This is a genomic window from Candidatus Hydrogenedentota bacterium (assembly GCA_035416745.1).
GTDB lineage: Bacteria > Hydrogenedentota > Hydrogenedentia > Hydrogenedentales > SLHB01 > UBA2224.
Genome location: DAOLNV010000049.1, coordinates 21,568 through 42,095, shown reverse-complemented (window position 1 = coordinate 42,095; position 20,528 = coordinate 21,568). Strand labels below are relative to the sequence as shown.

16 protein-coding genes are annotated in these 20,528 nt (G+C 62.4%); 10 read left to right on the top strand and 6 right to left on the bottom strand.

The features are described 5' to 3' along the window. Positions 1–2,030, bottom strand: a 2,030-nt coding sequence (locus PLJ71_14570; GenBank protein HQM49910.1) for a prolyl oligopeptidase family serine peptidase, incomplete at its 3' end; no start/stop codon positions are given. A gap of 161 nt (positions 2,031–2,191) precedes the next feature. After that, positions 2,192–3,478, bottom strand: a complete 1,287-nt coding sequence (locus PLJ71_14565; GenBank protein HQM49909.1) for a M20/M25/M40 family metallo-hydrolase — start codon at positions 3,476–3,478, stop codon at positions 2,192–2,194. Between the two features lie 244 nt (positions 3,479–3,722). Here PLJ71_14565 and PLJ71_14560 point away from each other — a divergent pair, with 244 nt between their 5' ends. Beyond that, positions 3,723–4,511, top strand: coding sequence for a zinc-dependent peptidase (locus PLJ71_14560; protein ID HQM49908.1), 789 nt, complete (start codon positions 3,723–3,725; stop codon positions 4,509–4,511). Then, a complete protein-coding gene (locus PLJ71_14555) occupies positions 4,508–5,710 on the top strand; it encodes an FN3 domain-containing metallophosphoesterase family protein (protein ID HQM49907.1) in 1,203 nt (400 codons plus the stop codon). The genes PLJ71_14560 and PLJ71_14555 overlap by 4 nt, the downstream gene beginning before the upstream one ends. A gap of 46 nt (positions 5,711–5,756) precedes the next feature. Here the strand turns inward: PLJ71_14555 and PLJ71_14550 are convergent, their stop codons facing one another. After that, positions 5,757–6,611 (bottom strand): alpha/beta hydrolase, encoded by an 855-nt coding sequence (locus tag PLJ71_14550; GenBank protein ID HQM49906.1) that lies wholly within the window; start codon positions 6,609–6,611, stop codon positions 5,757–5,759. 64 nt (positions 6,612–6,675) lie between these two features. Continuing rightward, positions 6,676–7,179, bottom strand: coding sequence for a flavodoxin (locus PLJ71_14545; protein ID HQM49905.1), 504 nt, complete (start codon positions 7,177–7,179; stop codon positions 6,676–6,678). A 394-nt stretch (positions 7,180–7,573) separates the two neighbouring features. Between PLJ71_14545 and PLJ71_14540 the strand changes: the two genes are divergently transcribed. The 8 genes from PLJ71_14540 (at position 7,574) to PLJ71_14505 (ending at position 16,689) form a co-directional block, all read left to right on the top strand. Continuing rightward, on the top strand, positions 7,574–8,425 hold the full coding sequence (locus PLJ71_14540; protein ID HQM49904.1) for a hypothetical protein: 852 nt from the start codon (positions 7,574–7,576) through the stop codon (positions 8,423–8,425). 380 nt (positions 8,426–8,805) lie between these two features. Further along, the gene (locus PLJ71_14535) at positions 8,806–9,834 is read left to right on the top strand and encodes a rod shape-determining protein (GenBank protein ID HQM49903.1); all 1,029 of its coding nucleotides are present in this window, start codon (positions 8,806–8,808) and stop codon (positions 9,832–9,834) included. 68 nt (positions 9,835–9,902) lie between these two features. Continuing rightward, the gene (gene mreC / locus PLJ71_14530) at positions 9,903–10,829 is read left to right on the top strand and encodes a rod shape-determining protein MreC (protein HQM49902.1); all 927 of its coding nucleotides are present in this window, start codon (positions 9,903–9,905) and stop codon (positions 10,827–10,829) included. A gap of 4 nt (positions 10,830–10,833) precedes the next feature. Next, positions 10,834–11,346, top strand: a complete 513-nt coding sequence (mreD, locus tag PLJ71_14525) for a rod shape-determining protein MreD (protein HQM49901.1) — start codon at positions 10,834–10,836, stop codon at positions 11,344–11,346. Between the two features lies 1 nt (position 11,347). Continuing rightward, entirely contained in the window at positions 11,348–13,291 is a 1,944-nt protein-coding gene (mrdA, locus tag PLJ71_14520; GenBank protein ID HQM49900.1) for a penicillin-binding protein 2, read from the top strand. After that, on the top strand, positions 13,288–14,442 hold the full coding sequence (gene rodA / locus PLJ71_14515; GenBank protein HQM49899.1) for a rod shape-determining protein RodA: 1,155 nt from the start codon (positions 13,288–13,290) through the stop codon (positions 14,440–14,442). The genes mrdA and rodA overlap by 4 nt, the downstream gene beginning before the upstream one ends. Positions 14,443–14,467: 25 nt before the next feature. Then, a complete protein-coding gene (locus tag PLJ71_14510) occupies positions 14,468–15,142 on the top strand; it encodes a TIGR03936 family radical SAM-associated protein (GenBank protein ID HQM49898.1) in 675 nt (224 codons plus the stop codon). After that, entirely contained in the window at positions 15,139–16,689 is a 1,551-nt protein-coding gene (locus tag PLJ71_14505) for an Rne/Rng family ribonuclease (protein ID HQM49897.1), read from the top strand. Before PLJ71_14510 ends, PLJ71_14505 begins: the two co-directional genes overlap by 4 nt. 108 nt (positions 16,690–16,797) lie before the next feature. Here the strand turns inward: PLJ71_14505 and PLJ71_14500 are convergent, their stop codons facing one another. Both PLJ71_14500 and PLJ71_14495 read right to left on the bottom strand, forming a co-directional pair. Continuing rightward, positions 16,798–17,502, bottom strand: a complete 705-nt coding sequence (locus PLJ71_14500) for a DUF1318 domain-containing protein (GenBank protein ID HQM49896.1) — start codon at positions 17,500–17,502, stop codon at positions 16,798–16,800. Between the two features lie 46 nt (positions 17,503–17,548). Beyond that, the gene (locus PLJ71_14495; GenBank protein ID HQM49895.1) at positions 17,549–20,527 is read right to left on the bottom strand and encodes an AsmA-like C-terminal region-containing protein; all 2,979 of its coding nucleotides are present in this window, start codon (positions 20,525–20,527) and stop codon (positions 17,549–17,551) included. Position 20,528: the final 1 nt, after the last annotated feature.

Sequence of the window (20,528 nt, the reverse complement as noted above, 5' to 3'; positions counted from 1 at the left end):
AAGGGTTCGGCCACGGTGATTCTATCCGGCGGCAGAGAGGCCAGAAGATCGGGCAGATCGTAAAATTTCAGCGCCCCGTGCACAGCGTTATCGAGTTGGCGCTTCGCCCGTGGCGTGCGAACCACGCTCGACCAGGAAGCAAGGCTCCGGCGCAGGAGAAGCGATGCAAACAGCTGCGGCTCGAGGGCCGCGGCGTGCAGCGCGGAGGGACCGGCGCGGCCGACGCTGACCAGATGCACCGCATTCGGCGAGCCGGTCTCAAGATACTGTTGCAGAAAGCGGGCACAGATCAGGATGTCCTCGGCGCGCATTGCCAAGTATGAAGTTCCCAGCCCGTAAGCGAGATACATGTCCTGCCAATCGGCCCCCAGGTGGCCATTGTAAGCGGCTTCCCCCGAGGGGAGCGTTTCGCCCAGGCCGCGAAGATCCGCAGCCAGGACAATGTGGCCTTGCATAGCGAGTTGTTCGAGCGGACCGCCCGCCGCCGCGTCCGCCTGTTTGCCCTCCGCATGAAGATAAAGGTAAGCGTTCGCATCGTGATTCGGCGGCACGAACGCCAGGGCGGGCAGCCAGATGCCCGCGTCAGGGCGGAGGATCAGCTTGTCGATACGATAGCCGTTGCGTTCGAGCGAACCGGTCTTTTCCCATTGGGGCGCGGGCAGTTCTTCAAGAGCGCGAATACCGGTGACGGCGCGCACGTTTTGCAGGGCCTGCGTCTTGTCGGATTGTGCCCATAGATTTGCTCGCGCCTTCGCAAGCTCTTCTTCGTACGCGATGTTGATGTCGTACGTGCTGCGCGCTCCAGGAAGCGCCATGACCCGGCCTTCGGGCGCGCACCACGTTTCCTGCTCCGCGGCAATGGGGAACGGCTCCTCCGTGATGGCGTCGTCGACGTGGAGAAGCCAGCGCCGCATCCAGCGGCATGCGGCTACGCGCATCGGCTGCGGAAACCCGTGTTCGCCCTCCGTCTCGAACAGGTCCACGCGCTCGGCGTACCCGAGCTTCTCGTAGAGGCGCTTGGCCATGCGGAAACTGTCCCAGGCGCCTTGTATATCGAAATAGTCATCCGTCGCTGTCATGATAAGCGTGGGTTTGGGCGCGCGCATCATGACGTAGTCTTCGTGGCCCATGCCGAACGCGATCTGGGCGTGGATGTTCTGTTCCGCGTCCTGCGGACCGGTAGTCTCCAGATGCCTGCGCAGGCTGGTGATGTAACAGCCGGGCGCGGCGGCGGCGACCCGGTCGTCGAGGGCCATGATGTAACTGGTCAGGGTTCCGCCTCCCGAGATGCCGGTGCAACCGATCCGCCGGGGATCGATGTCATCACGGCTCTCGAGATAGTCAATGCAGCGCATGCCATCCCAGATGCGGAATGTCGCCACGTTGCGTCCCAGCAGAATGCATCCGACTCCCATGAGTTGATGACCCAGCACGCCCGTGGCGTAGGGCGTGCCGTCCGCATTGAACAACTGCACCCGCTCGCCCTGCTCGATGGGGTCGTAGCACATGGCCGCCATTCCGTTCCTGGCAATCAGAATAGGCGCGCTTTGGTAGAGGTCCCGCGCCTTGCCGGCGGCGCTATGTCCGCAAGGCACCAGAACGGCAGGGTACGGCGGTTCCGCCTCGGGCACGTAGAGCAGGGCCGTGACATAGAGGCCGGGCTGGCTCTCGAGGATAATCTTTTCGACGCGGTATCCGTCGCGCTGCTGCGTTTCGACAACACTGGCGTTGAGCGGGGTGCGGCCGGGAAACCCGCCGAGCTGCTCCACGAAAAACGCCCGCATTCGCTGCTGGTATTCGGCGATCTGTTCCGGGGTCTCTAGCTTTTCGTACCCGGCCAGTTTCGCGTCGAGCGCGGCGTTCGCTCTCGCCATGAGATGCGCATGCATCATGCCCGCCCGGGGAACACCATCGAGTTCATCGGGCAATACCGATAAATCCTCGGCGCTGGTCTGCGTCACACACGTAAACAGGGAGGCAAACGCGATTGCCAGCGACAGAACGAATCCTCGCTGAGTTCGAAGCCACATTCGAGGCATGATTGCTCCTTTCCGGCGGCCTGGATTTCGTGGACACGAAAGAGGGCCTCCAGGGTATAAGCCAGGTTCAGGAACTCGCGACGGTCCCCGGTTCGTGGTCTTGTCATTGAATCGCCCTCTCAACGAAAGCGCCGGCTGCGGCGCGCAGCACGTCAGAACAGTTCGCGCAGGTAGCCATCCGCCTTTTCCCGCATGTCCGAAGCGATGGCGCGCGGGAACGGCCATGCGCTGGATCCCGCGAGTTCTTCGAGCATGACGCAGGCGGTCTCGGACGTCCATGCGATCTCTTCGCAGGATACCGCGTCGAGATTGTTGTATTCGGAATGGTGGTACCAATGGCCGGGCAGATGCGTGTTGCGGCTGAACCAGACACCGGGGATGCCCCGCGCCGCGAACCAGAACTGGTCCTGGTACGGGCACACATCCGCGTAGGCGGTCCCGTACTGCATCCGCGCATCGGCAATCCCCCGGACGTACGCCTCCATCTCGGGCGTGCCGGTGCACATGACTTCGGACAGGCCAAAGTGCGCGCCGATACTGTCGAAATTGCATACCCATGCGATGCGGTCGAGGTCGGCCGCCTGTTCGTTGACGTAGCGGTTCGAACCCACCGAGAGCTGTTCCTCCGCGCCGAACCCTATGAATCGCAGCGTGTGTTTTCGCTTGACGCCGCGAAGCCGGCGCGCGCACTCAAGCGTCGCCGCGATGCCGCTGGCGTTATCGTCCGCCCCCTGCCCGATCGATACGGAATCGAGATGACCGCTTACGACAATTACCCGCCCGCCGGGATCGTCGCCGGGCAGTTCGCCGGCGGCGTTCCACGAAGTGGCATCCTTCATGACGCCCGAGCAGGTGAGCCGGACCCGCGCAGCGCGCTCCCTCGCCAAACCGTAGGCATCCATCAGCGAGAGGTAGGCCATAGGCTTCGTAATATGTTTCATGAACCGTTCGCCGACACCGTTCGCGATGGGCCAGGCGGTCTGCATGCGCGTGTCGACGAAGAGCAGCGCGGCGAGCCCCGACTGGTGCAGCTCGGCGAAAACGCGTTCGGATTCGCCGTATCCTCCCAGGAAAAGGCCGATCTTGCCGTCCAGTTCGCCGCAACGCAGCCCATTTTCCCAATCCACCGGCTCGAGGAAGAGCAGCGCTCCCTCGATGCCCTCGGGCGGCGTGGCAGGTGAATGCGTGACCTGCTGGGCGTCCAGAACCGGGCCGTCGGGCGCGACCCGCACCGACGCCGCGCCGGGCAGCCACCGTTTGCAGGAAAACGGCAGTTTCTCGACGTTCCCAAGGCCCAGCGCTCGAAGACGGCCAGCCATGTAATCGGCTACCCGCTCCTCCTCGGTCGAGCCCGCCAGACGCGTGCCGACGGTCGAGCACATGAACGCCATGTCCTCCTGGATTTGCCGTATTCCTTCGCGGTCAATGAGATTTCGCATTGTGCTCCGTCTTTCCTTATCTCGTCACATGGGGGCAACAAAAGCAGCAAGCCTTTCCGAAGGGACGGACTACGCGGTTCCGCTGCGCGAAACCTCGGAATAGTCCCGTCTTTGGCATGCCCTCTCTTCCCCCGGATTCTCTCACGCGCTTTCCGGTCCCCGGATTCTTGCTTGCCCTTCGCCCAACGGTCTGTTCCATGGTAGTATGCGGCGTCCAATGGCAGACCGCAACCATGAGGGAAGAATGTTTGCCTTATTCAAGAACCGCCGGCGGCGAAACCTCCGCGCTGGACCGTTTCCCGACGCGTGGGTGACGCTCCTCCAGAAGAACGTCCCCTACTACCGCTGCCTGCCGTGGGATGACCAGCACGAGCTGCAACAGCACATCAAGGTGTTCCTCGGTGAAAAACATTTCGAGGGATGCCGGGGCATCCCCATGACCGACGAGATCCGGGTCACGGTGGCGGGCCAGGCTTGCGTGCTGCTTCTGCATCGCGACACGGACTATTTCCCGTCGCTCGTGACTGTCCTCGTGTATCCCAGCGCCTTTGTGGTCAAGACCGTGGTCCAGAGGCTCGAGACGTTCGCGATTCACGGAGAAGAAGAGCGCGAGGGCGAAGCGTGGCAGCGCGGCGTCGTCGTGCTCGCGTGGGACTCCGTGCACGAGGGATTCCGCCACCCGCATGACGGCCAGAACGTCATCCTCCACGAGTTTGCTCATCAATTGGACCTGCAAGACGGCGACGCCGAGGGATTCCCGCCCGATGTGCCGCCCGCGCTGCGTGTGCGATGGGGGCAAGTGCTCAGCGCGGCCTACAAGAAACTGTGCAGCGACGTGGACCGCGGACGCCCGGGATTGCTCGACCCCTACGGCGCCACCAACCCCGCCGAATTCTTCGCCGTGGTCACCGAATACTTCTTCGAATGTCCGGACGGCCTCAAAAGGTCTTACCCGGACATGTACGACGTGTTTCGCGAATATTACCGCCAGGATCCAGCAGCCTTGTATGAATCACGGAAAGGAAAGACATGACACGTGAATTTGCCAGCCGCCGTACGTTTCTCAAGACCGCGGGATTGACCGCCGCCGCCGTATTCGCGCGCCCCGTGCCCGCCCAGGAACCATCCGAAGCAGCGGCGCAAGGCCCGCGCATCGCCGCCGGGCCCTATCTGCAGAACGTCTCGCCGGACGCGGCTACCATCATGTGGATCACGGACAAACCCTGCCTGAGCTGGGTCGATTACGGGCCCACGCCCGAACTCGGAAACCGGATTCAAAACAGCCGCCATGGACTCGTGGACGCCTGCGACCTCATCCACCGCATACAACTCACCGGCTTGACCCCCGGGCAGCCGTATTACTACCGCGTGGCCTCCCGCGAGATCGCCCGGTTCGAACCGTATCAGGTGGATTTCGGCGGCCAGGTGCAAGATGCCGTGCGGCAGTTTACGCCCCCTCCGGCCGATGCGAGCCGCGTGGAATTCGTGGTGTGCAACGATGTGCACGGGAACGCCGAAACCTGGGCCCGCCTTCACGCCCTTGCCGCGCAGAAACCCTTTGATTTCCTGGTGGCCAACGGCGATCTCCTCGATCACATCCAGGAGCACGGGCAGGTTACGAGCCTGTTTATCGAGCCGTGCTCGAAGCCGCTTGAAGGCGCGCGGCCGTTCGTGTTCGTGCGCGGCAACCACGAGGCGCGCGGCCAGCATGCGCGCCACCTCCTCGACTACGTTGACACGCCGGCCGGCGGCTACTACTACGCGTTCACGCGGGGACCCGTGCATGTTCTCGTGCTGGACAGCGGAGAGGACAAGAAGGACGAGAGCGGCGAATATTTCGGCCTCGTGAATTTCAAGCCCTATCTCGAGAAGGAAGCGGAATGGGTGGCGGAACAGGTGAAAAGCGCCGCGTTCCGGCAGGCTGCGTTCCGGATCGTTCTCAGCCATATCCCGCTCGCTGCTTCAGGGGGCGGAAACGATTACCGCGCCCCTATTGTCGCGGCACTCAACGGAGCGGGAATCGACCTGGCCATTTCGGGGCACACGCATACGTTCGCGTATAACGGACCCGAGGCCGGGCGCGATTATCCCATCGCCATCGGCGGCGCAAACGATCCCGCGAACGCTACCCTGATCCGGGTCGAGGCCGACCGTGCCACCATGCGCATGCACATGGCTCTGGCCGACGGGACGGCGCTCGAGAGCCGCGAATACGCTGCCAAAGGGGCGTGAGGGGCCGGCTGGAGGCCTGCCCCGGCAAACGCGCCGCGGGCCCGGCTCATCTGCCGGCGGCCGCCGCGCCGAGCTGCCGGGCCATCCATTCCGCCATGACCGCCACTTCCTCGCGGATAGTGGGCCACGGGTGCTCACCACCGGGTTTGACGATGAGTTCGGGTTTGCCGCCTGCCCGTTCGAGCGCGGCGATCATCGTCTGCGATTGAAATAGCGGCACCGTCGTGTCCGCGTCGCCATGAATGAGCAGAAACTGCGGCACGTTCGTGCCTACCTGCCGCGCGGGCGAGAGCGCTCTTGCTTTGGCCTTGACCTCATCTTCAGAATGCCCTTCCACGCCATCCTCAAAGAACAGCGGGCTGATCTCTTCGAAGTCCGGCATATCCCCGTTCCCTTCCCAATCCAGAAAGTCAGTGGGAGGAAAGAACACCGCTACCGCCTGCACCTGCGTCTTGGGCGTCGCGGTCACCGCGGCGAGCGCCGCCAGATGGCCTCCCGCCGATGCGCCCACCAGCCCGATGCGGCTCGGATCAACGCCGTATTCGTCCGCATGCTCGCGCACATAGTCAAGAGCGGTTCGGATGTGCCCGATCATCTCCTCGCCGGTGAAATGGGACACCGAGCCCGGCCGCACCGCGAACACCGTGAACCCTTTCGCGCAATGGAGTTCGTACATGCCCGCGGCCCAGTGCTCCACGAGCTTCTCCCTGTCGGAGTACCACGCCCCGCTGACCACATCAATGACGGCCGCCCCGTTCTTTTCTCCGCGCGGCACGAATACATCCATCAGGAGCCCGACCCCGTGGGCCTCGCCGTAGACCACGTTCTGCGTGTGATCAAACGGCAACCCCTCCGGTGCGCCCAGCGCCACAATCTGCGCCATCAGTATGAGAACCGCCATGTCTCTACTTGTCTCCCTTCAGCATATGGCGCCGCCCGGCGCCACGATCCCGGTGTTCCGCCTGCTATTGGAGTTCCTGGCTGATCTGGCTGATCCACCGCGTCAGACGGTCCTTCGTCAGTTCCGCTTGACGGTCGACATCAAGAACAAGCCCCACGAATGCGCCGTTGACAACCGCCTTGGATTGCTTGAAGTCATAGCCTTCGGTCGGCCAGGAGCCCACCACCTCGCCGCCAAGCTCGTGCACTTTATCGTAGAGTTCCAACAGCGCATCCACAAAACTGTTCGGATACTCGCCCTGATCGCCCAAACCGAAAAGGGCCACTTTCTTGCCCGAGAGGTCCACGTCGTCCATCTCCCAGATGAAATCCGCCCAATCCTCCTGCAACGAACCCTGGCCGTAGGTGGGCGAGCCGAGAATGATGGCGTCGTATTGATCAAACGTTTCGGGGTCGAAGTCTTCGTGCACCTTGTGCAGCTCGACATCGCCCGGATACTGCTCCTGGATCATCTCCGCGATGCGCTTCGTATTCCCGTTCGTGCTCCCATAGAACAAACCGATACTCATGGTAAACCGCTCCTTTCGGCGCAAATGCGAACGCTGTGTGATGAACAAACCTGCGTACTATACTTCACTTTGTTTTTGGTGCGCAAAACAGACCGCGCCAGCGCGCCGCAGACCCCCGGCTCACGCATGAACATCGCAACTCTTCCGGCTGCGGCATGGTTTCGTCACCGCGCCGCGTGACCGTTCAATCCCCGCCCCGCGGCGCGTTTTTCAGCCCGGCCTGCGGTACGGAGCGTTCTTGACAACCGCCGTTAGTTGAACGAGCCGGGTTGACCGCGCGGGCTGTCGGCTTTACAATTACATTGTAAACGAAGCAGAAGGTCGTCGGCCGGGCGCGCCCATCTGCTGGGAAATCAAAGACCCGTTTCTGCTTCGGGATTCACGGCATCCGTCTATGGAAGAACAGACGAGAGATATCCTCGAACGGCTCGAATCGCTTGTCCAGTCATGGACATCTGAGGTCGATGCCGCTCAGCGCCGCCTGGGCGAACAGCTGACCGAGACGCGCCATCGCATCCAGGTCACCGCCGAAGGCGGGACCGAATCGCTCCGGGCAGCTCTGGCGGAACAATTCTCGGGGTTGCAGCGGCTGCTCGAGGAATGCGCCGGCGCCATGCGCGATATTGTGACGCGCGTGGACGCGCTTGAAAACGAGGTGGCCTCGATAAAAGGCGCCGCGCCGCGTGAAGGCGAGCCGCCGCAGGCTCTCCCCGCTCAGGAAGAAAGCCCGCCGGGCCCTGTTGCGTCTCCAGCCGAAGAACGCACCCGCAAGGTCAAGATCCACCCGTTTGACGAACAGGGCGCGCCACGGCGAATGGGTGAAATTCTGGTTGACGCAGGTCTCCTTTCGCACGAGCAATTGGAGACGGCCCTGGAGGTCCAGCGACGGGACCCACAGCGGAAACTGGGCTCGATACTCGTCGAGAGAGGCTTTACCGGAGAGGAGGTTGTCCCACAAGTACTGGCAAGGCAACTCCGCCTCCCCTATATACGTCTCAAAGACGCCTCCTTCGACCCTGGCGCCGTCGGCCTCGTCACCGGCCGTCTTGCCGCGCGGCACGCCTGCATCCCACTGCGCGCGACCACCGACACCATCGCGCTCGCCATGGCCAATCCCCTCGACCTCATCGCTATTGAAGACACCCAACACGCCACCGGCAGGCGCGTGCAACCCCTCGTTGCGCGAGAGTCCGAGATCATGGATGCCATCACGCGGTGGTACGGGCCGGACGCAGGCGGCGAATAGCGGCGCAGGGGGCTTGAAGCTATTCACCCTTACGATCGATGTCCGGCTTCGCGGTTTCCCAAGGCGTTTTTCTGGAACCCGCCGGACCGGCCGGCCATAAATGATCACGAAGCGCCGTACAGACCCGCGGGCCCGCCGCGCACATCCTTCGGCAAGAGGGCTGCCGCCTCCGCGCGAGACACCATGGCGAAACAGGAACGGCAACGCGATAGGCAACGCGCGGCCGGGGACGCAGGCGGCGCCCAGGAATTCTGTTTGACTTGGCAGGCCGTTCTGCTATAATTCGCCCGGGGTGACTGTATCCCGCTCAAAACCTTATAATAAGAGGGCTTATGACGGCCCTTGCGGGCGAATCCCAGCGATAGGAAAAAGGTGAGATTGTGTTTCGATTCTTGAACTTCCTTCCCGGATTGTTTTCCCACGACATGGGCATCGATCTCGGTACTGCCAATACATTGGTCTACGTCAAAGGCCAGGGCATTGTCTTGAGCGAACCATCGGTAGTGGCGGTGAACAAAGATACGGGACGCGTCCGCGCCGTCGGTAACGAAGGCAAGAACATGATCGGCCGTACGCCGGGCAACATCGTCGCTATTCGGCCTATGAAAGACGGCGTCATCGCCGATTTCGAGATTACCGAGGCCATGCTGCGGTATTTCATCCAGAAAGTCCACAATCGCCGCAGACTGGCTTGGCCCCGCGTGGCGGTGTGCGTCCCCTCGGGCATCACTGCCGTCGAGAAGCGCGCCGTGACCGAGAGCGCTGCCCAAGCCGGCGCGAAGAAAGTGTTCACCATCGAAGAACCGATGGCCGCGGCCATTGGGGCGGGCCTTCCCGTCCAGGAACCCCAGGGCTGCATGATTGTCGATATCGGCGGCGGCACTACCGAAGTTGCCGTGATCGCTCTTGGCGGCATCGTGTTCTGCAAATCGGTCCGCGTGGCCGGCGACGAGATGGACCAGGCCATCATCCAGCATCTCAAACGCACGTACAACATGATGGTCGGCGAACGCACCGCCGAAGAGATCAAAATCACCATCGGCTCGGCATTTCCCCTCAAGAACGAATTGGAAATGCAGGTGAAGGGCCGCGACCAGGTCATGGGATTGCCCAAGATACTGACCATCACCTCGGAAGAAATCCGCGACGCGTTGCGCGAGCCCGTCGGCGCCATCGTCGACGCCGTGCGCGTTACCCTCGAGCGTACGCCGCCCGAATTGTCCGCCGACATCGTGGACCGCGGCGTGGTGCTGGCTGGCGGCGGCGCGCTTCTGCGCGGGTTGGATCAGTTGCTCTCCAAGGAAACGGGCCTGCATGTAACGGTCGCGGAAGACCCTCTTACGGCCGTCGTTCTGGGAACGGGCAAGTATCTCGAAGGCTTGAAGAATTTCCAGGATGAGGAGGTCTGAGCCATCGGCTTGGCCGCTCATAACGCCGCTGGCCGGGCTTCCGCAAAAGACCCTTTGGGTGACGACGCGTGAGCTTGAAGCGACGCATAGGCGAACATCGCGCTACCATTATTCTCGCCGTGCTTGTGGTGCTGTCTCTCGCGTCACTGGCGGCGGGCAAGAGCGGCTCCGACGTCAGCCGCGTCATCCGCACCGGCGTGTCCGTGGCTTCCCATCCCTTCTGGCTCGCCCTGGATTTCGCCGAGGACTCGTACAATTACGCCAGCGGGTTCGTGCTCAACTACCATCAGAACTACGCCTTGGCAAACCGCCTGCGCACGGAATGCGCGGAAATGACGCAGCGGCTGGCGGATCACGACGAACTCAGAGCCGAGCGGGAACGGCTCCGGCGCATGCTCGATTTCCAGCGCGGCGAAAAGACCGCCACCCTGCTCCCCGCCGAAATCATCTCGCGCTCCCTCGCAGCCTTCACGATTGACCAAGGCAGCACCAACGGCATCGAGCCCGCCATGTGCGTGCTCGCGCCCGGAGGCGGCGTTGTGGGACTGGTCTCGGAAGTGAGCCCGTTCAACGCCACTGTGCTTACCCTGCACAACCCCGATTGCAAGATCGGCGCCATCGTCGAACGCAACCGCGTGCGCGGCATCATCCGGGGAACCGGCCAAGTCGGCAGCAACGCCGTGTGCGAAATGGAATACATCGACATGAAGGACCAGATCGGCTCGGGCGACCACGTCGTAACCATGGGCACGGGCGTCTACCCCGCCGGGCGTCCCATCGGCACCGTATTGAGCGTGGAGGCCGGAAAGACCCTGCAGAAGAAGGCCCGCGTACAACCCGACGCCGACCTGCAGAGCCTCGATGAAGTCTTCGTAATCTCCCAGGCGCTCATTCCGGCCGGCGAAATACGCGGCGGCACGCGGCCACAGGGCGCCGTATCGCGCGCGCACCTCATGCCGGATGAGCGCTCGCCGCAGGAACGGTACGCACCTTAAGATCATGCGAAAAAACATCATATGGGCAGTCTTGATCATCGCCACCGCGTTGATTCAAACCACGTGGATCGAGGAAGACGCTATCAAGGTCAAAGGCGTTTCCCCCAATCTCGTGCTGCTGCTGGTCATCTATTTCGCCATAACCGAAGGCGAAGAACGGGCCATGTTCACCGGTGTGCTCGGGGGACTGTTTCAAGACGTGGTCAGCGACAGCGTCATCGGCCATTACATCCTCTGTTACGTCGTCGTGGGGTTTCTCACGGGCCGCATTGCGGCACGGCTGATTACCCAGCATCCAGCGGTCAAGGCGGGCCTCGTATGCCTCGCCGGACTCCTGGAGGGCATTCTGTATTTCGTGATCGAGTCGGTCCAGGAGGCGCACTGGATGGTGTTTGCGTCGTTCAAGAGCACCGTAGTGCCCGCCACGCTTTACACGGCGCTATTGACCCCGCTCGTGTTCTTTCTGATGGACCGGCTCTTCCAGCGGCTGCTCTCGCCACAGACACAGGGGGTATAGAATGCTTCTTGAACGCGAGAAACCAAAACGCTTTGAGGGCGCCCCGCAGCGTCTTCGGGTCATTATGGCCGGCATCGTCGTGCTCTATTCCCTGCTTGCCCTGCGTTTGTGGGACCTGCAGATCATCCACGGCAACGAATACGCGGAAGCCTCGAACGAGAACCGCCTCCACTTCGAGCGGCTCGAAGCCCCCCGGGGCATCATCTATGGCCGTAGCGAAGACGTGGTGCTCGCCGACACCCAGCCCGCCTGCGACATCATGTTCGTCCCCGCCGATTGCAGGGAATCCGAGCGGGAGCGCGTCGCCCGGCGGCTCGCACAACTGCTGGCCATCGACGCGAATGCCCTCATCGACAACATCTCCAAGTATCAAAAGAAACCGTTCACCCAGCTCCCCGTCAAACAGAACGTCTCGAAAACCGAACTGGCGCGCGTCGAGGAATACTCGTTTCAGTTGCCCGGCGTGTATACGACGGTACGGCCCTTGCGCCGCTACCATTATGGGGAGGTGGCGGGGCAGGTCCTCGGCTACGTCGGCGAAATCAGTCAGGAAGAACTCAATGCCCGCGGACCCGCCTTCAGGATGGGCGACCTGATCGGACGCATGGGCGTCGAGCAGATGTATGACCCCATTCTCCGTGGGCGCGATGGACAGCTCTGCGTGGTGGTCTACAACCAAAGCGAACCGCAGTTGCGCACCGACGAGTACGGCAGACCCATCGTCCAGACCGACAGTCTCGGACGCCGCCTCCATCAGGAGTTCGAGTTCAGCCGCGACCCCGTGCCCGGCAAACCCCTGACTCTCACGATCGATATCAGCCTTCAGGCAAAATGCGAGGAATTGCTCGGGACGGAGCGCGGCGCCATCGTCGTACTGGCCGCGGATACCGGCGAGGTGCTTGCCATCGCCAGCACGCCGCGGTACGACCCCGGCGTATTCGTGCGCACCGGTTACGGGCGTGAACGTACGGCGCTCCTCGAAGCACGGCCCAGCCCCATGCGAAACCGCGCCTTCCAGGAGCACTACGCCCCCGGCTCCATCTTCAAGGTGGCCATGGCCATCGGCGGCCTCGAAGAAGGGGTTATCACCGAGCACAGCCGGTTCGGATGCGACGGCTATTTCCGTCTGCCGGGCGTCAGCCGCGCGTGGAAATGCTGGCGCTACAAGTATGGCGGGCACGGACACTCGGACATCGTCGACGCCCTCGCATACTCGTGCGACGAATACTTCTACAATGTTGGCCTCAAACTCGGCATCGACAACATCAACAAATGGGCGGAGATGCTCGGGCTCGGCATCGTCACGGGCCTCGATGTGCCGCCCGGTTCGGAGGAAAAGGGCCTCATCCCGTCTACCGAGTGGAAACGGGAACAGAATGCCGGCGCCGCCGACCCCTGGGAGCAGAAGTGGTACCCCGGCGAAACGGTCAACGCCGCGATCGGCCAGGGCCAGGTTACAATAACCCCGTTGCAGGCCGCCGTTATGATGGCGGCCGTAGTCAACGGCGGAAACCGCGTCAGACCCTATCTGAACAAATCGCTCGGACCGGACCTCACCCCCCTGCCCATCAGCGGGAAGACGTTGGAGATTGTCACACAGGGCCTCCGCAAATGCGTCGAGAAAACCCAGCGGCCCAGCGCAGGCACGGGGATCGAGGCGCGCATCCCCGGCATGGTGGTACTCGGGAAGACCGGCACCGCGCAGGTGGTTCGCTTCAAACACTATGACGACGAAATGCTCATCCCCTATGACGAGCGCGATCACGCGTGGTTCGTGGCCGGCGTGCCCGGGGAAGAGCCGCCCATCGCGGTCTGCGTGCTCATCGAGCACGGCCTCCACGGCAGTTCGGCCGCCGCGCCTCTGACCAAGCAGGTCATCGAGTATTTCTACTCCCATCTGCCCAAGGATTTGCGGCTGGCAAGCGCCGGGGAGGACGGCCCATGAGCCAGATCGCACGCGACCTGAATCTGATGGATTCCCATATCCGCATTGTGAACTGGCGCAATCTGCGCCACCTCGACTGGCTGGTCGTCGTCCTGGTGGCCGGACTCGCATACGTCGGACTGTCGAACATGTACAGCGCCAGTTACGGGTACGAAGGGGCCGAGGCTACTCCGCATTTCGCGCGCCAGGCGCTGTTCCTCGGCATCGGAGCCCTGGTCGCGCTGATAATCGTCTGCATCGATTACCGCTTCCTGGCGGCCCTCGCGCCCCTGATGTACATTGGCGCACTGGCCGCACTGTTGGCCGTGCTCACGATCGGTCTGACGGTCAAAGGCGGACGAAGCTGGTTCCGGATCGGCACGTTCGGCCTGCAGCCGTCCGAGTACACCAAGCTCGCCACCATCTACATGCTGGCCTGGTACCTTGCCAAGATCGGGCCCCGAATCCGCAGAATCCCCTACCTGGTTCTGGCATTTCTTATCGCGGCTGTCCCGAGCATCCTCATCGCCGCCCAATCCGACATGGGAACGGCGCTGACCTATGTTCCCGTGGCGTTCGTCATGGTGTTCGTGGCGGGCTGCCGCAAATGGCACCTCGCCGCCATTATCCTCGTGGGGCTCGCGATAGTCCCGGTGCTATGGATGAGGCTCGAACCCTATCAGCGCGACCGGGTCAAGACCTTCATCGACCCCACCAAAGCCCCCGACAGCGAGGGCTACCAGATCATCCAGACCAAAATCGCCGTCGGCAGCGGCCAGATGTGGGGCAAAGGCGTTGGGCACGGAACGCAGACCCACCTCCGGTTCCTGCCCGAATACCGCACGGACTTCATCTTCTCGCTCCTGGCCGAGGAACGGGGATTCGTCGGAGCGGCCGTGGTGATCGCGCTATTTACCGCGTTCTTGATACGAGGGCTCGTTCTGTCGGAGGAATGCCCCGAACCCGCCGGCAACCTCCTCGCCGCGGGCTGCGTGACCATCCTGGCCTTTCACGTGTTTGTAAACGTGGCCATTACAATCCATCTGATGCCAATTACAGGACTGCCGTTACCCTTTCTCAGCTACGGCGGCTCATTTTACTTGACCACAATGATGTGTGTCGGCACTATGCTGAGTGTGAACGTCCGGAAAGGGATGTTTGCTGAGAAATAGAATCTGCCCGCGGAGAGGAGTCTAGATGAGCGTGTTGCGTGTCCGATTGGCGCGCGGCCCGGCCCTCCGCGGCATCGTGTTCAAAGAATTCGTTGACCTCGTGCGCGGGGCGGCAGGTCGCGCCGGATTGCCGGTCGCGCGGACCAGCCGGGGCGCGTTGCGAATCGAGCCGGGACCACACTTGGCCCCCTCGCACACGAGTCAATGCGAATATATGGATTTTGAATTGTCGGAGCCGATCACCGGCGCGGAGTTCATGCGCCGCCTGGCGGCGCAATTGCCCGGCGGGCTCGAGGTGATGTCGGCGCGGCGGTTGCCGCCCGGCGCCAAGAGCATCAAAGCGGCGATACGCATGTTTCGCTACCGGGTAACGGGTGAATTTGCGCCCGAACAAGCGGAGCGGTTTCGCCAGGCCGGCACATGGCCGATTGTTCGGCTCCGGAAGGGGCAGCAACGCACCTTGGACCTGCGCCACAGCGTGGCCAGGCTCGAGGTGGGCCCCAAGGAAGTGATTATGGACATTGAGGCGCGTGCCGAAGGCACCCCAAGACCCGAAGAGGTGATCGCGTCGGTCTTTGGCATACCGCGGGAAGAGGCCGTGCTCCTCGACACGGAGCGAAGCGGTGTGCGGTTTTCCGGCGTTCCCCCCGCGCGCGCCCGACAGGCGGCAGACGCCGCCTACAACCCGGAGACAGAATGAAGGAGTTTGTTATCAATGTAGCCCCGCTCGAAACCCGAATCGCGCTTCTCGAAGACAAACGGCTCGCCGAACTCACCGTCGAACGGCATGAAAGCCGCAGCCTCGTAGGAAATATCTACAAGGGCCGCGTGGATTCCATCGTTCCCGGTATTCAGGCCGCCTTTATCGACATCGGGTTCGAAAAGAACGGTTTCCTGTACGTATCCGATATCGCCGGCACCGAGGGAACCGGCGACTTCGTATTCGAGGAGGGAACCGCGAAACCCCGCAAGAAAACCCACCGGGGCAAGTCCCCGGCCATCGAGACCATCCTCAAGAAGAACCAGTACATCATGGTCCAGGTAAGCAAGGACACGCTGGGCACCAAGGGCATGCGTCTCACGAATTACATCACGCTGCCCGGACGCTACTGCGTGCTGATGCCCACGGTGAAGCACCTGGGCGTGTCGCGCAAAATCGAAAGCGAGCGCGAACGCGACAGGCTCAAACGAATCCTGCACAACGTCCGCCCGGAAGGCCTCGGCCTCATCATGCGCACCGCCGCCGAAGGCAAAACCAAGGACGACTTCCAGCCCGATGTGCAGTACCTCGCACGGCTATGGAAGAAAGTGCGCTCGAAAATGGAGTCCATGAAAGGCCCCGCGCTCCTGCACGAGGACATGGGGCCCATCCTCCGCATGATCCGCGATTCGTTCACGAACGACGTGAGCCGCCTGACCATCGACAGCGAGGTCGAATACAGCCGCATCCTGAATTTCCTCGACAATTTCGCGCCCGCGCTCAAGAAGCGGTGCAAACTGTACCGCGGCCGGCCTCCCGTCTTCGAGAAAATGGCCCTGGAATCCGAGGTCGACAAGGCCCTCAATCGCAAGGTCTACCTCAAAAGCGGCGGCCACATCTGCATCGACCAGACTGAGGCGCTCGTCGCCATCGATGTCAATACCGGACGCTTCACCGGCAGCAAGAACCTCGAGGAAACCGTCCTCCAGACCAATCTCGAGGCCGCCCAGGAGATCGCCCGGCAAGTCCGCCTCCGCGATCTGGGCGGGATCATCGTGATCGACTTCATCGACATGCAGTACGAGCGCAACCGCCGCCAGCTGCTCAAACGATTGCAGGAATGCCTCAAGAGCGACCGCGCCAAGACCACCCTGTCCGAGATCTCCGAGCTCGGCATGATCGAGATGACCCGGAAACGCGTCAAGCACAACCTCGTCAAGGCATTGTCGCAGCCCTGCCCCTATTGCGAGGGAAGCGGCCTCGTGCGTTCCGTCACCACCATGACGTTCACGTCCTTGCGGCAACTGCAAAGCCTGTTCTACCGCTCGAAGGAGAAATCCGTCGTCCTCCAGGTGCACCCCGACGTCGCGCGCCGCCTCCGCCACGAAAACAAGGACCTTCTCGACGCGATCGCCCAGGAGTTCGAACGCGACATCTCCGTGGAGTCCGTCTCGGACTTCCACATCGAAGACATCACGTTCCTCAGCGCCAGAACCCGCAAGGAAATCAAATCCGGCCAGAACGAAGTGCGTGGAAAAGCCGGGTGACCGGACTCTGAACAGGGACTGAATCGGTGACCCTCGGGATTTGCGCCGCAAAACCGCGCGGTCCGTCCCGAACGGCTATCCGAGCGCTCTTTGTGCCCGGACGTCACCTCATTTGGCGCCCGTAACCTTGATCCATTCCTGCGGAGCGACCTTGCCTTCGACTTGCTTCTTGCTCAAGACCGCCTTGAACTCCTCGAAGTCCTTGCCTTCGGGCGGAAGGCGGAAGATTTCGCCGGCCTTTGAGCGTTCGAGACGTTTCTTGGCGTAGATGCGCTCGACGACGGTAAGGGTGAGGTTTGGCTGGTCCGCGTTGAGTTTCACGATCTCCGTGTAGAGTTCTTTGCGGTCGTTGTTCTCGTCGTGGACGAGCTTCTGCGCATCGTTCTTGCGCTCGGCGTCCGCTTCAAACGCTTCGTTGGGACGAAGCTCGACGTAACCACGGTCATTCTCACCCGCGAGCCCCTGCTTCTTCAGGGCTTCCACCTTGGGAAACCGCTCCTTCATACTCACGGCGATTTCCTTGATACGCGGGGAATCCTCTTTCATAGTCGCCGCGTACGCCTGCCGAATGGGGTTAATCGCATCCAGGAAGGGTCCAATGACGCTGGTCTCTTCATCTGGCTTCTTGACCGTCTGCGCTTCGGACGACGTTTCCGGCTGGCCTTCGATGAAATTCAAGACTTCGTCGGCCTGCTGCTCGATGTGACGAATATCGACCGTGATATGGGCATCGATCTTGTGCTCGGTCCGGAGGGCGCATCCCACTACGACAATCACAGCCGCCGCTGTCAACACGATAAGGATCCGTTTCATTACACGCACTCCTGTGTTCAGGGAACATGACGATTGTCCGTTCGGACTATTCGTTTTTCTCTGTTGGTTCGTTACTCTGTTGTACGGGTTCCGACCGGATGTTTTCAATATCCTCCAGACGTGCTTCCTGTTGAAGGGCAAGAAGCTGGCGCATCGAGCCCTCGTCGATATTCACGTCGACTTCAAGATTCAGGTTGGCGCTGCGAAGGTTTGCTTTGCCCGCCATCTTGTCTTCCGCCCATTTGAGGTCCAGGGACGCGCTATCGAAGGCCCGCCATTGGTTTTCGCCCAACACATCCGTGCTGATGCGTTCCATGGCCTCTCCTCCGGGCATGGTGCGCAAATACTCGAGCAGAACGTTCTGCAAGAGGGCTTTGTTCATCGCAAAATCGCCCGACGAGATCAGCTTGACGGTCGCGTCCTCCAGGCTGTCGGGTGTAAGCCTTGCCGCGATATGGCCTTGCACCAATCCCTGGAGACCGTAGTCAAGAGGGAGCATCTTCTGTGAGAACAGCGCAAGGTCGACGTTGCGGAGCCGCATATCGGCCTGCAACACCGGGGATTCCCCCGTCATATCCACCGAGGCGGCGCCTTTGACTGCCCCGCCGAACACCTCCCCGGCCACTGAGCCCATGCGGATGACCCCATCTTTCATGGTCATGGGCGCGGTGACGTTTGTTAGCGGAACCCCTGCCAGAACGCACTTCGCGGCGTTGACAGACGCGGTGGCGCTGACCGCCTGGTCCACCCGGAGATCGCCTCTGAGCGTTACGCCGCCGAGGGCCACGCTCGAACCGCCTGTAACCAGCAGCGGCGCCTCAAGGGTGTACTCCGACGTAATAACGAGGTTTTCGCCCCAGCTCGCCTCGCCATGGCCAGCGATGTTTCCCTCCACAGATTCGAGCAGGCCGGCATCCATGAGAAGGCGCAGTTTCGAGGCAAATTCATACGGTGCGCCTACATGGAACGGGGCGAGCGAAAGGGCCGCCTCTTTCACGTTCAGAGACGAACTGTCCCCGTAGGTGACGACAACGTCGCTGAGCTTCCCTGTGCCCTGTTTCAGTTCAATGGCCGCCTTGCCCGCCGCGTGAAACGGCGCCTCGTAGAACGAGAAGTCCCCGTACTGAAGGTAGTCGGATTGCGCATCCAGCGAAAGGCGCAGGGTATCGTTACGCAGCGATACGGGCGCCTGGTACCGAATCTCCGCCCCCACACCCAGCTCGGACGCCATGGGCGACAACCCAGGCAGACCGGCCTTTCCTTTCAAGACACCCTCGAACTCGAGCGGCGCGAGTTTCATTCGCCAGCCGTTGCTTTGGACCGTAAGAGCATCTTCGGCTTTCACGACAAGGCTGTCGCCTTGGAACGCGGCTGTTGCCGGGTCCCAGCGAAAGGCGGCGTGCAACGATGCGGCCATCGGGTTCAGGAGTTCCGTGCCCCAGGGTCCGGGCGCGCCTTCAAGGTCCGCCTCGATGGCGATACCGCCGCCGCTCACGGCGGCCGACACGGTTCCCGAGACTACGCGCGCCAGGGCCTCGGGCAATGGCGTCCAACGCGTGACGGCCGCCAACCGCGCCAGGTTGACGCCGTCGAGCCTCGCGTCCAGGCGGGGAGGCGCGGCCGGGTCCACCAAGAACACGGCCGAAATGCCCCCTTGGTCCACACGCATGGTGAGGTCTCCGGATACGGCCCGGGGCGCGCCAAGACTGCCCTTTGCCTGCGCCCGGAGCGGCTCCGTGAACGGCCCGCCGCCGTCGAACTCGGGCGCAAGACTCAGCGCCGCGTCGAAGGTGGGATACCGGACCGTGGCGTCCGCTTGCGCGGAAATGTGCTGCAGGGCCGGAAAAATGTCGAGATAGACGCGGTATTGCGGGGGAAGCACAGCGAGAACTTCTTCCCGCGGCCATTTCTCGATATCAAGCGACGCCGTGACGGCCTCTTCCTCGAACACAGCGCTGAGATGCATGGGCAGGGCGTCGTTAACCGTCACGTCGGCGTCGTAGCGGGGAAACGCGCCCTGTGCCGCCACGGACACCGAGTACATGTCCCAGGCGCGGTCATCGACGCCGGCCCGCACGGCAGTGGCTTTTCCCGTAAGCCGGGCCGCCGAGGGCACAAACCGCCCCAGCGCCGCCACGTAGGTCCCTTCAACATGCACATCGCTCATCACAAGCGAGCCGACTGTCAGGGGTATCTCCACGGCCGGCAACAACACCGTCTTCTCGCCTTCGCCCAGTATCCGGAAGTCCGGCACGTCCAGGGTCACGGCAACGTCGGCCCCATCGAGTTGGGCGTTCGCGACCGCCTCGACCTCGGCGAGGTTGGGGAGCAGTACCCGATCGATATGGATAGCAACCGAGCTGCCATCGCGGGACCCTGCAATACGTACGGCCCCTCCGTCGAGGCTTGTCGCGAACCCGCTCAAAGGCAGCTCCACACGGCCGCTAAGGTCGTCGCCCGAGAGCTCGAACGACAGACTCTCGAGCGAATCGGCCCGGCAATCCAGGGCGACGCCCGAGATATCCGCCACGATTGACGGCAAAACGAGTTGGGCGTCAATGGCCGGAACCGAAACACGTTCCGGCACGTAGGTAAGCGCCGGCCCCGCGGCCGGCTTTGCCGACCTCATGATCGCCCCGGCCCGGGCGACCAGCTCCGAATCGGCACGCACGGTCACGTGCCGGGCGGTGACGCTCGCGATGCGCCTGCCCGTCCCGGACATCAGCCTGTAAGCCACGGCCAAATCTTCGATGCTCAGGGCCGGCGCCGTTTCCGGCGTCTGGGAGAACACCTCAAGCCGCCCGATGCGCAGTTCAGGATAGAGGTCCTCGCCTTCGACCTGCGCCGAAAACCCCGTTGCCCGGAAGATCGCATACTCGATAAGACGCGACTGAGGATATCCCGTGGCGAGCAAAACCGCGCCCAGTCCAAAGAGCAGGGCGAAGCCGCACAGAATCCACCGTTTCCATCGCCTTTTCCGAGGGGGTGATGGCGCAGGTCCGGTTTGCGGCGGGAATGCGTCCATA

Coding starts and splice junctions, on each gene's coding strand:
- PLJ71_14565 (HQM49909.1), bottom strand. CDS start 3,478: ATGCGAAATCTCATTGACCGCGAAGGAATACGGCAAATCCAGGAGGAC.
- PLJ71_14560 (HQM49908.1), top strand. CDS start 3,723: ATGTTTGCCTTATTCAAGAACCGCCGGCGGCGAAACCTCCGCGCTGGA.
- PLJ71_14555 (HQM49907.1), top strand. CDS start 4,508: ATGACACGTGAATTTGCCAGCCGCCGTACGTTTCTCAAGACCGCGGGA.
- PLJ71_14550 (HQM49906.1), bottom strand. CDS start 6,611: ATGGCGGTTCTCATACTGATGGCGCAGATTGTGGCGCTGGGCGCACCG.
- PLJ71_14545 (HQM49905.1), bottom strand. CDS start 7,179: ATGAGTATCGGTTTGTTCTATGGGAGCACGAACGGGAATACGAAGCGC.
- PLJ71_14540 (HQM49904.1), top strand. CDS start 7,574: ATGGAAGAACAGACGAGAGATATCCTCGAACGGCTCGAATCGCTTGTC.
- mreD (HQM49901.1), top strand. CDS start 10,834: ATGCGAAAAAACATCATATGGGCAGTCTTGATCATCGCCACCGCGTTG.
- mrdA (HQM49900.1), top strand. CDS start 11,348: ATGCTTCTTGAACGCGAGAAACCAAAACGCTTTGAGGGCGCCCCGCAG.
- rodA (HQM49899.1), top strand. CDS start 13,288: ATGAGCCAGATCGCACGCGACCTGAATCTGATGGATTCCCATATCCGC.
- PLJ71_14510 (HQM49898.1), top strand. CDS start 14,468: ATGAGCGTGTTGCGTGTCCGATTGGCGCGCGGCCCGGCCCTCCGCGGC.
- PLJ71_14505 (HQM49897.1), top strand. CDS start 15,139: ATGAAGGAGTTTGTTATCAATGTAGCCCCGCTCGAAACCCGAATCGCG.
- PLJ71_14500 (HQM49896.1), bottom strand. CDS start 17,502: ATGAAACGGATCCTTATCGTGTTGACAGCGGCGGCTGTGATTGTCGTA.
- PLJ71_14495 (HQM49895.1), bottom strand. CDS start 20,527: ATGGACGCATTCCCGCCGCAAACCGGACCTGCGCCATCACCCCCTCGG.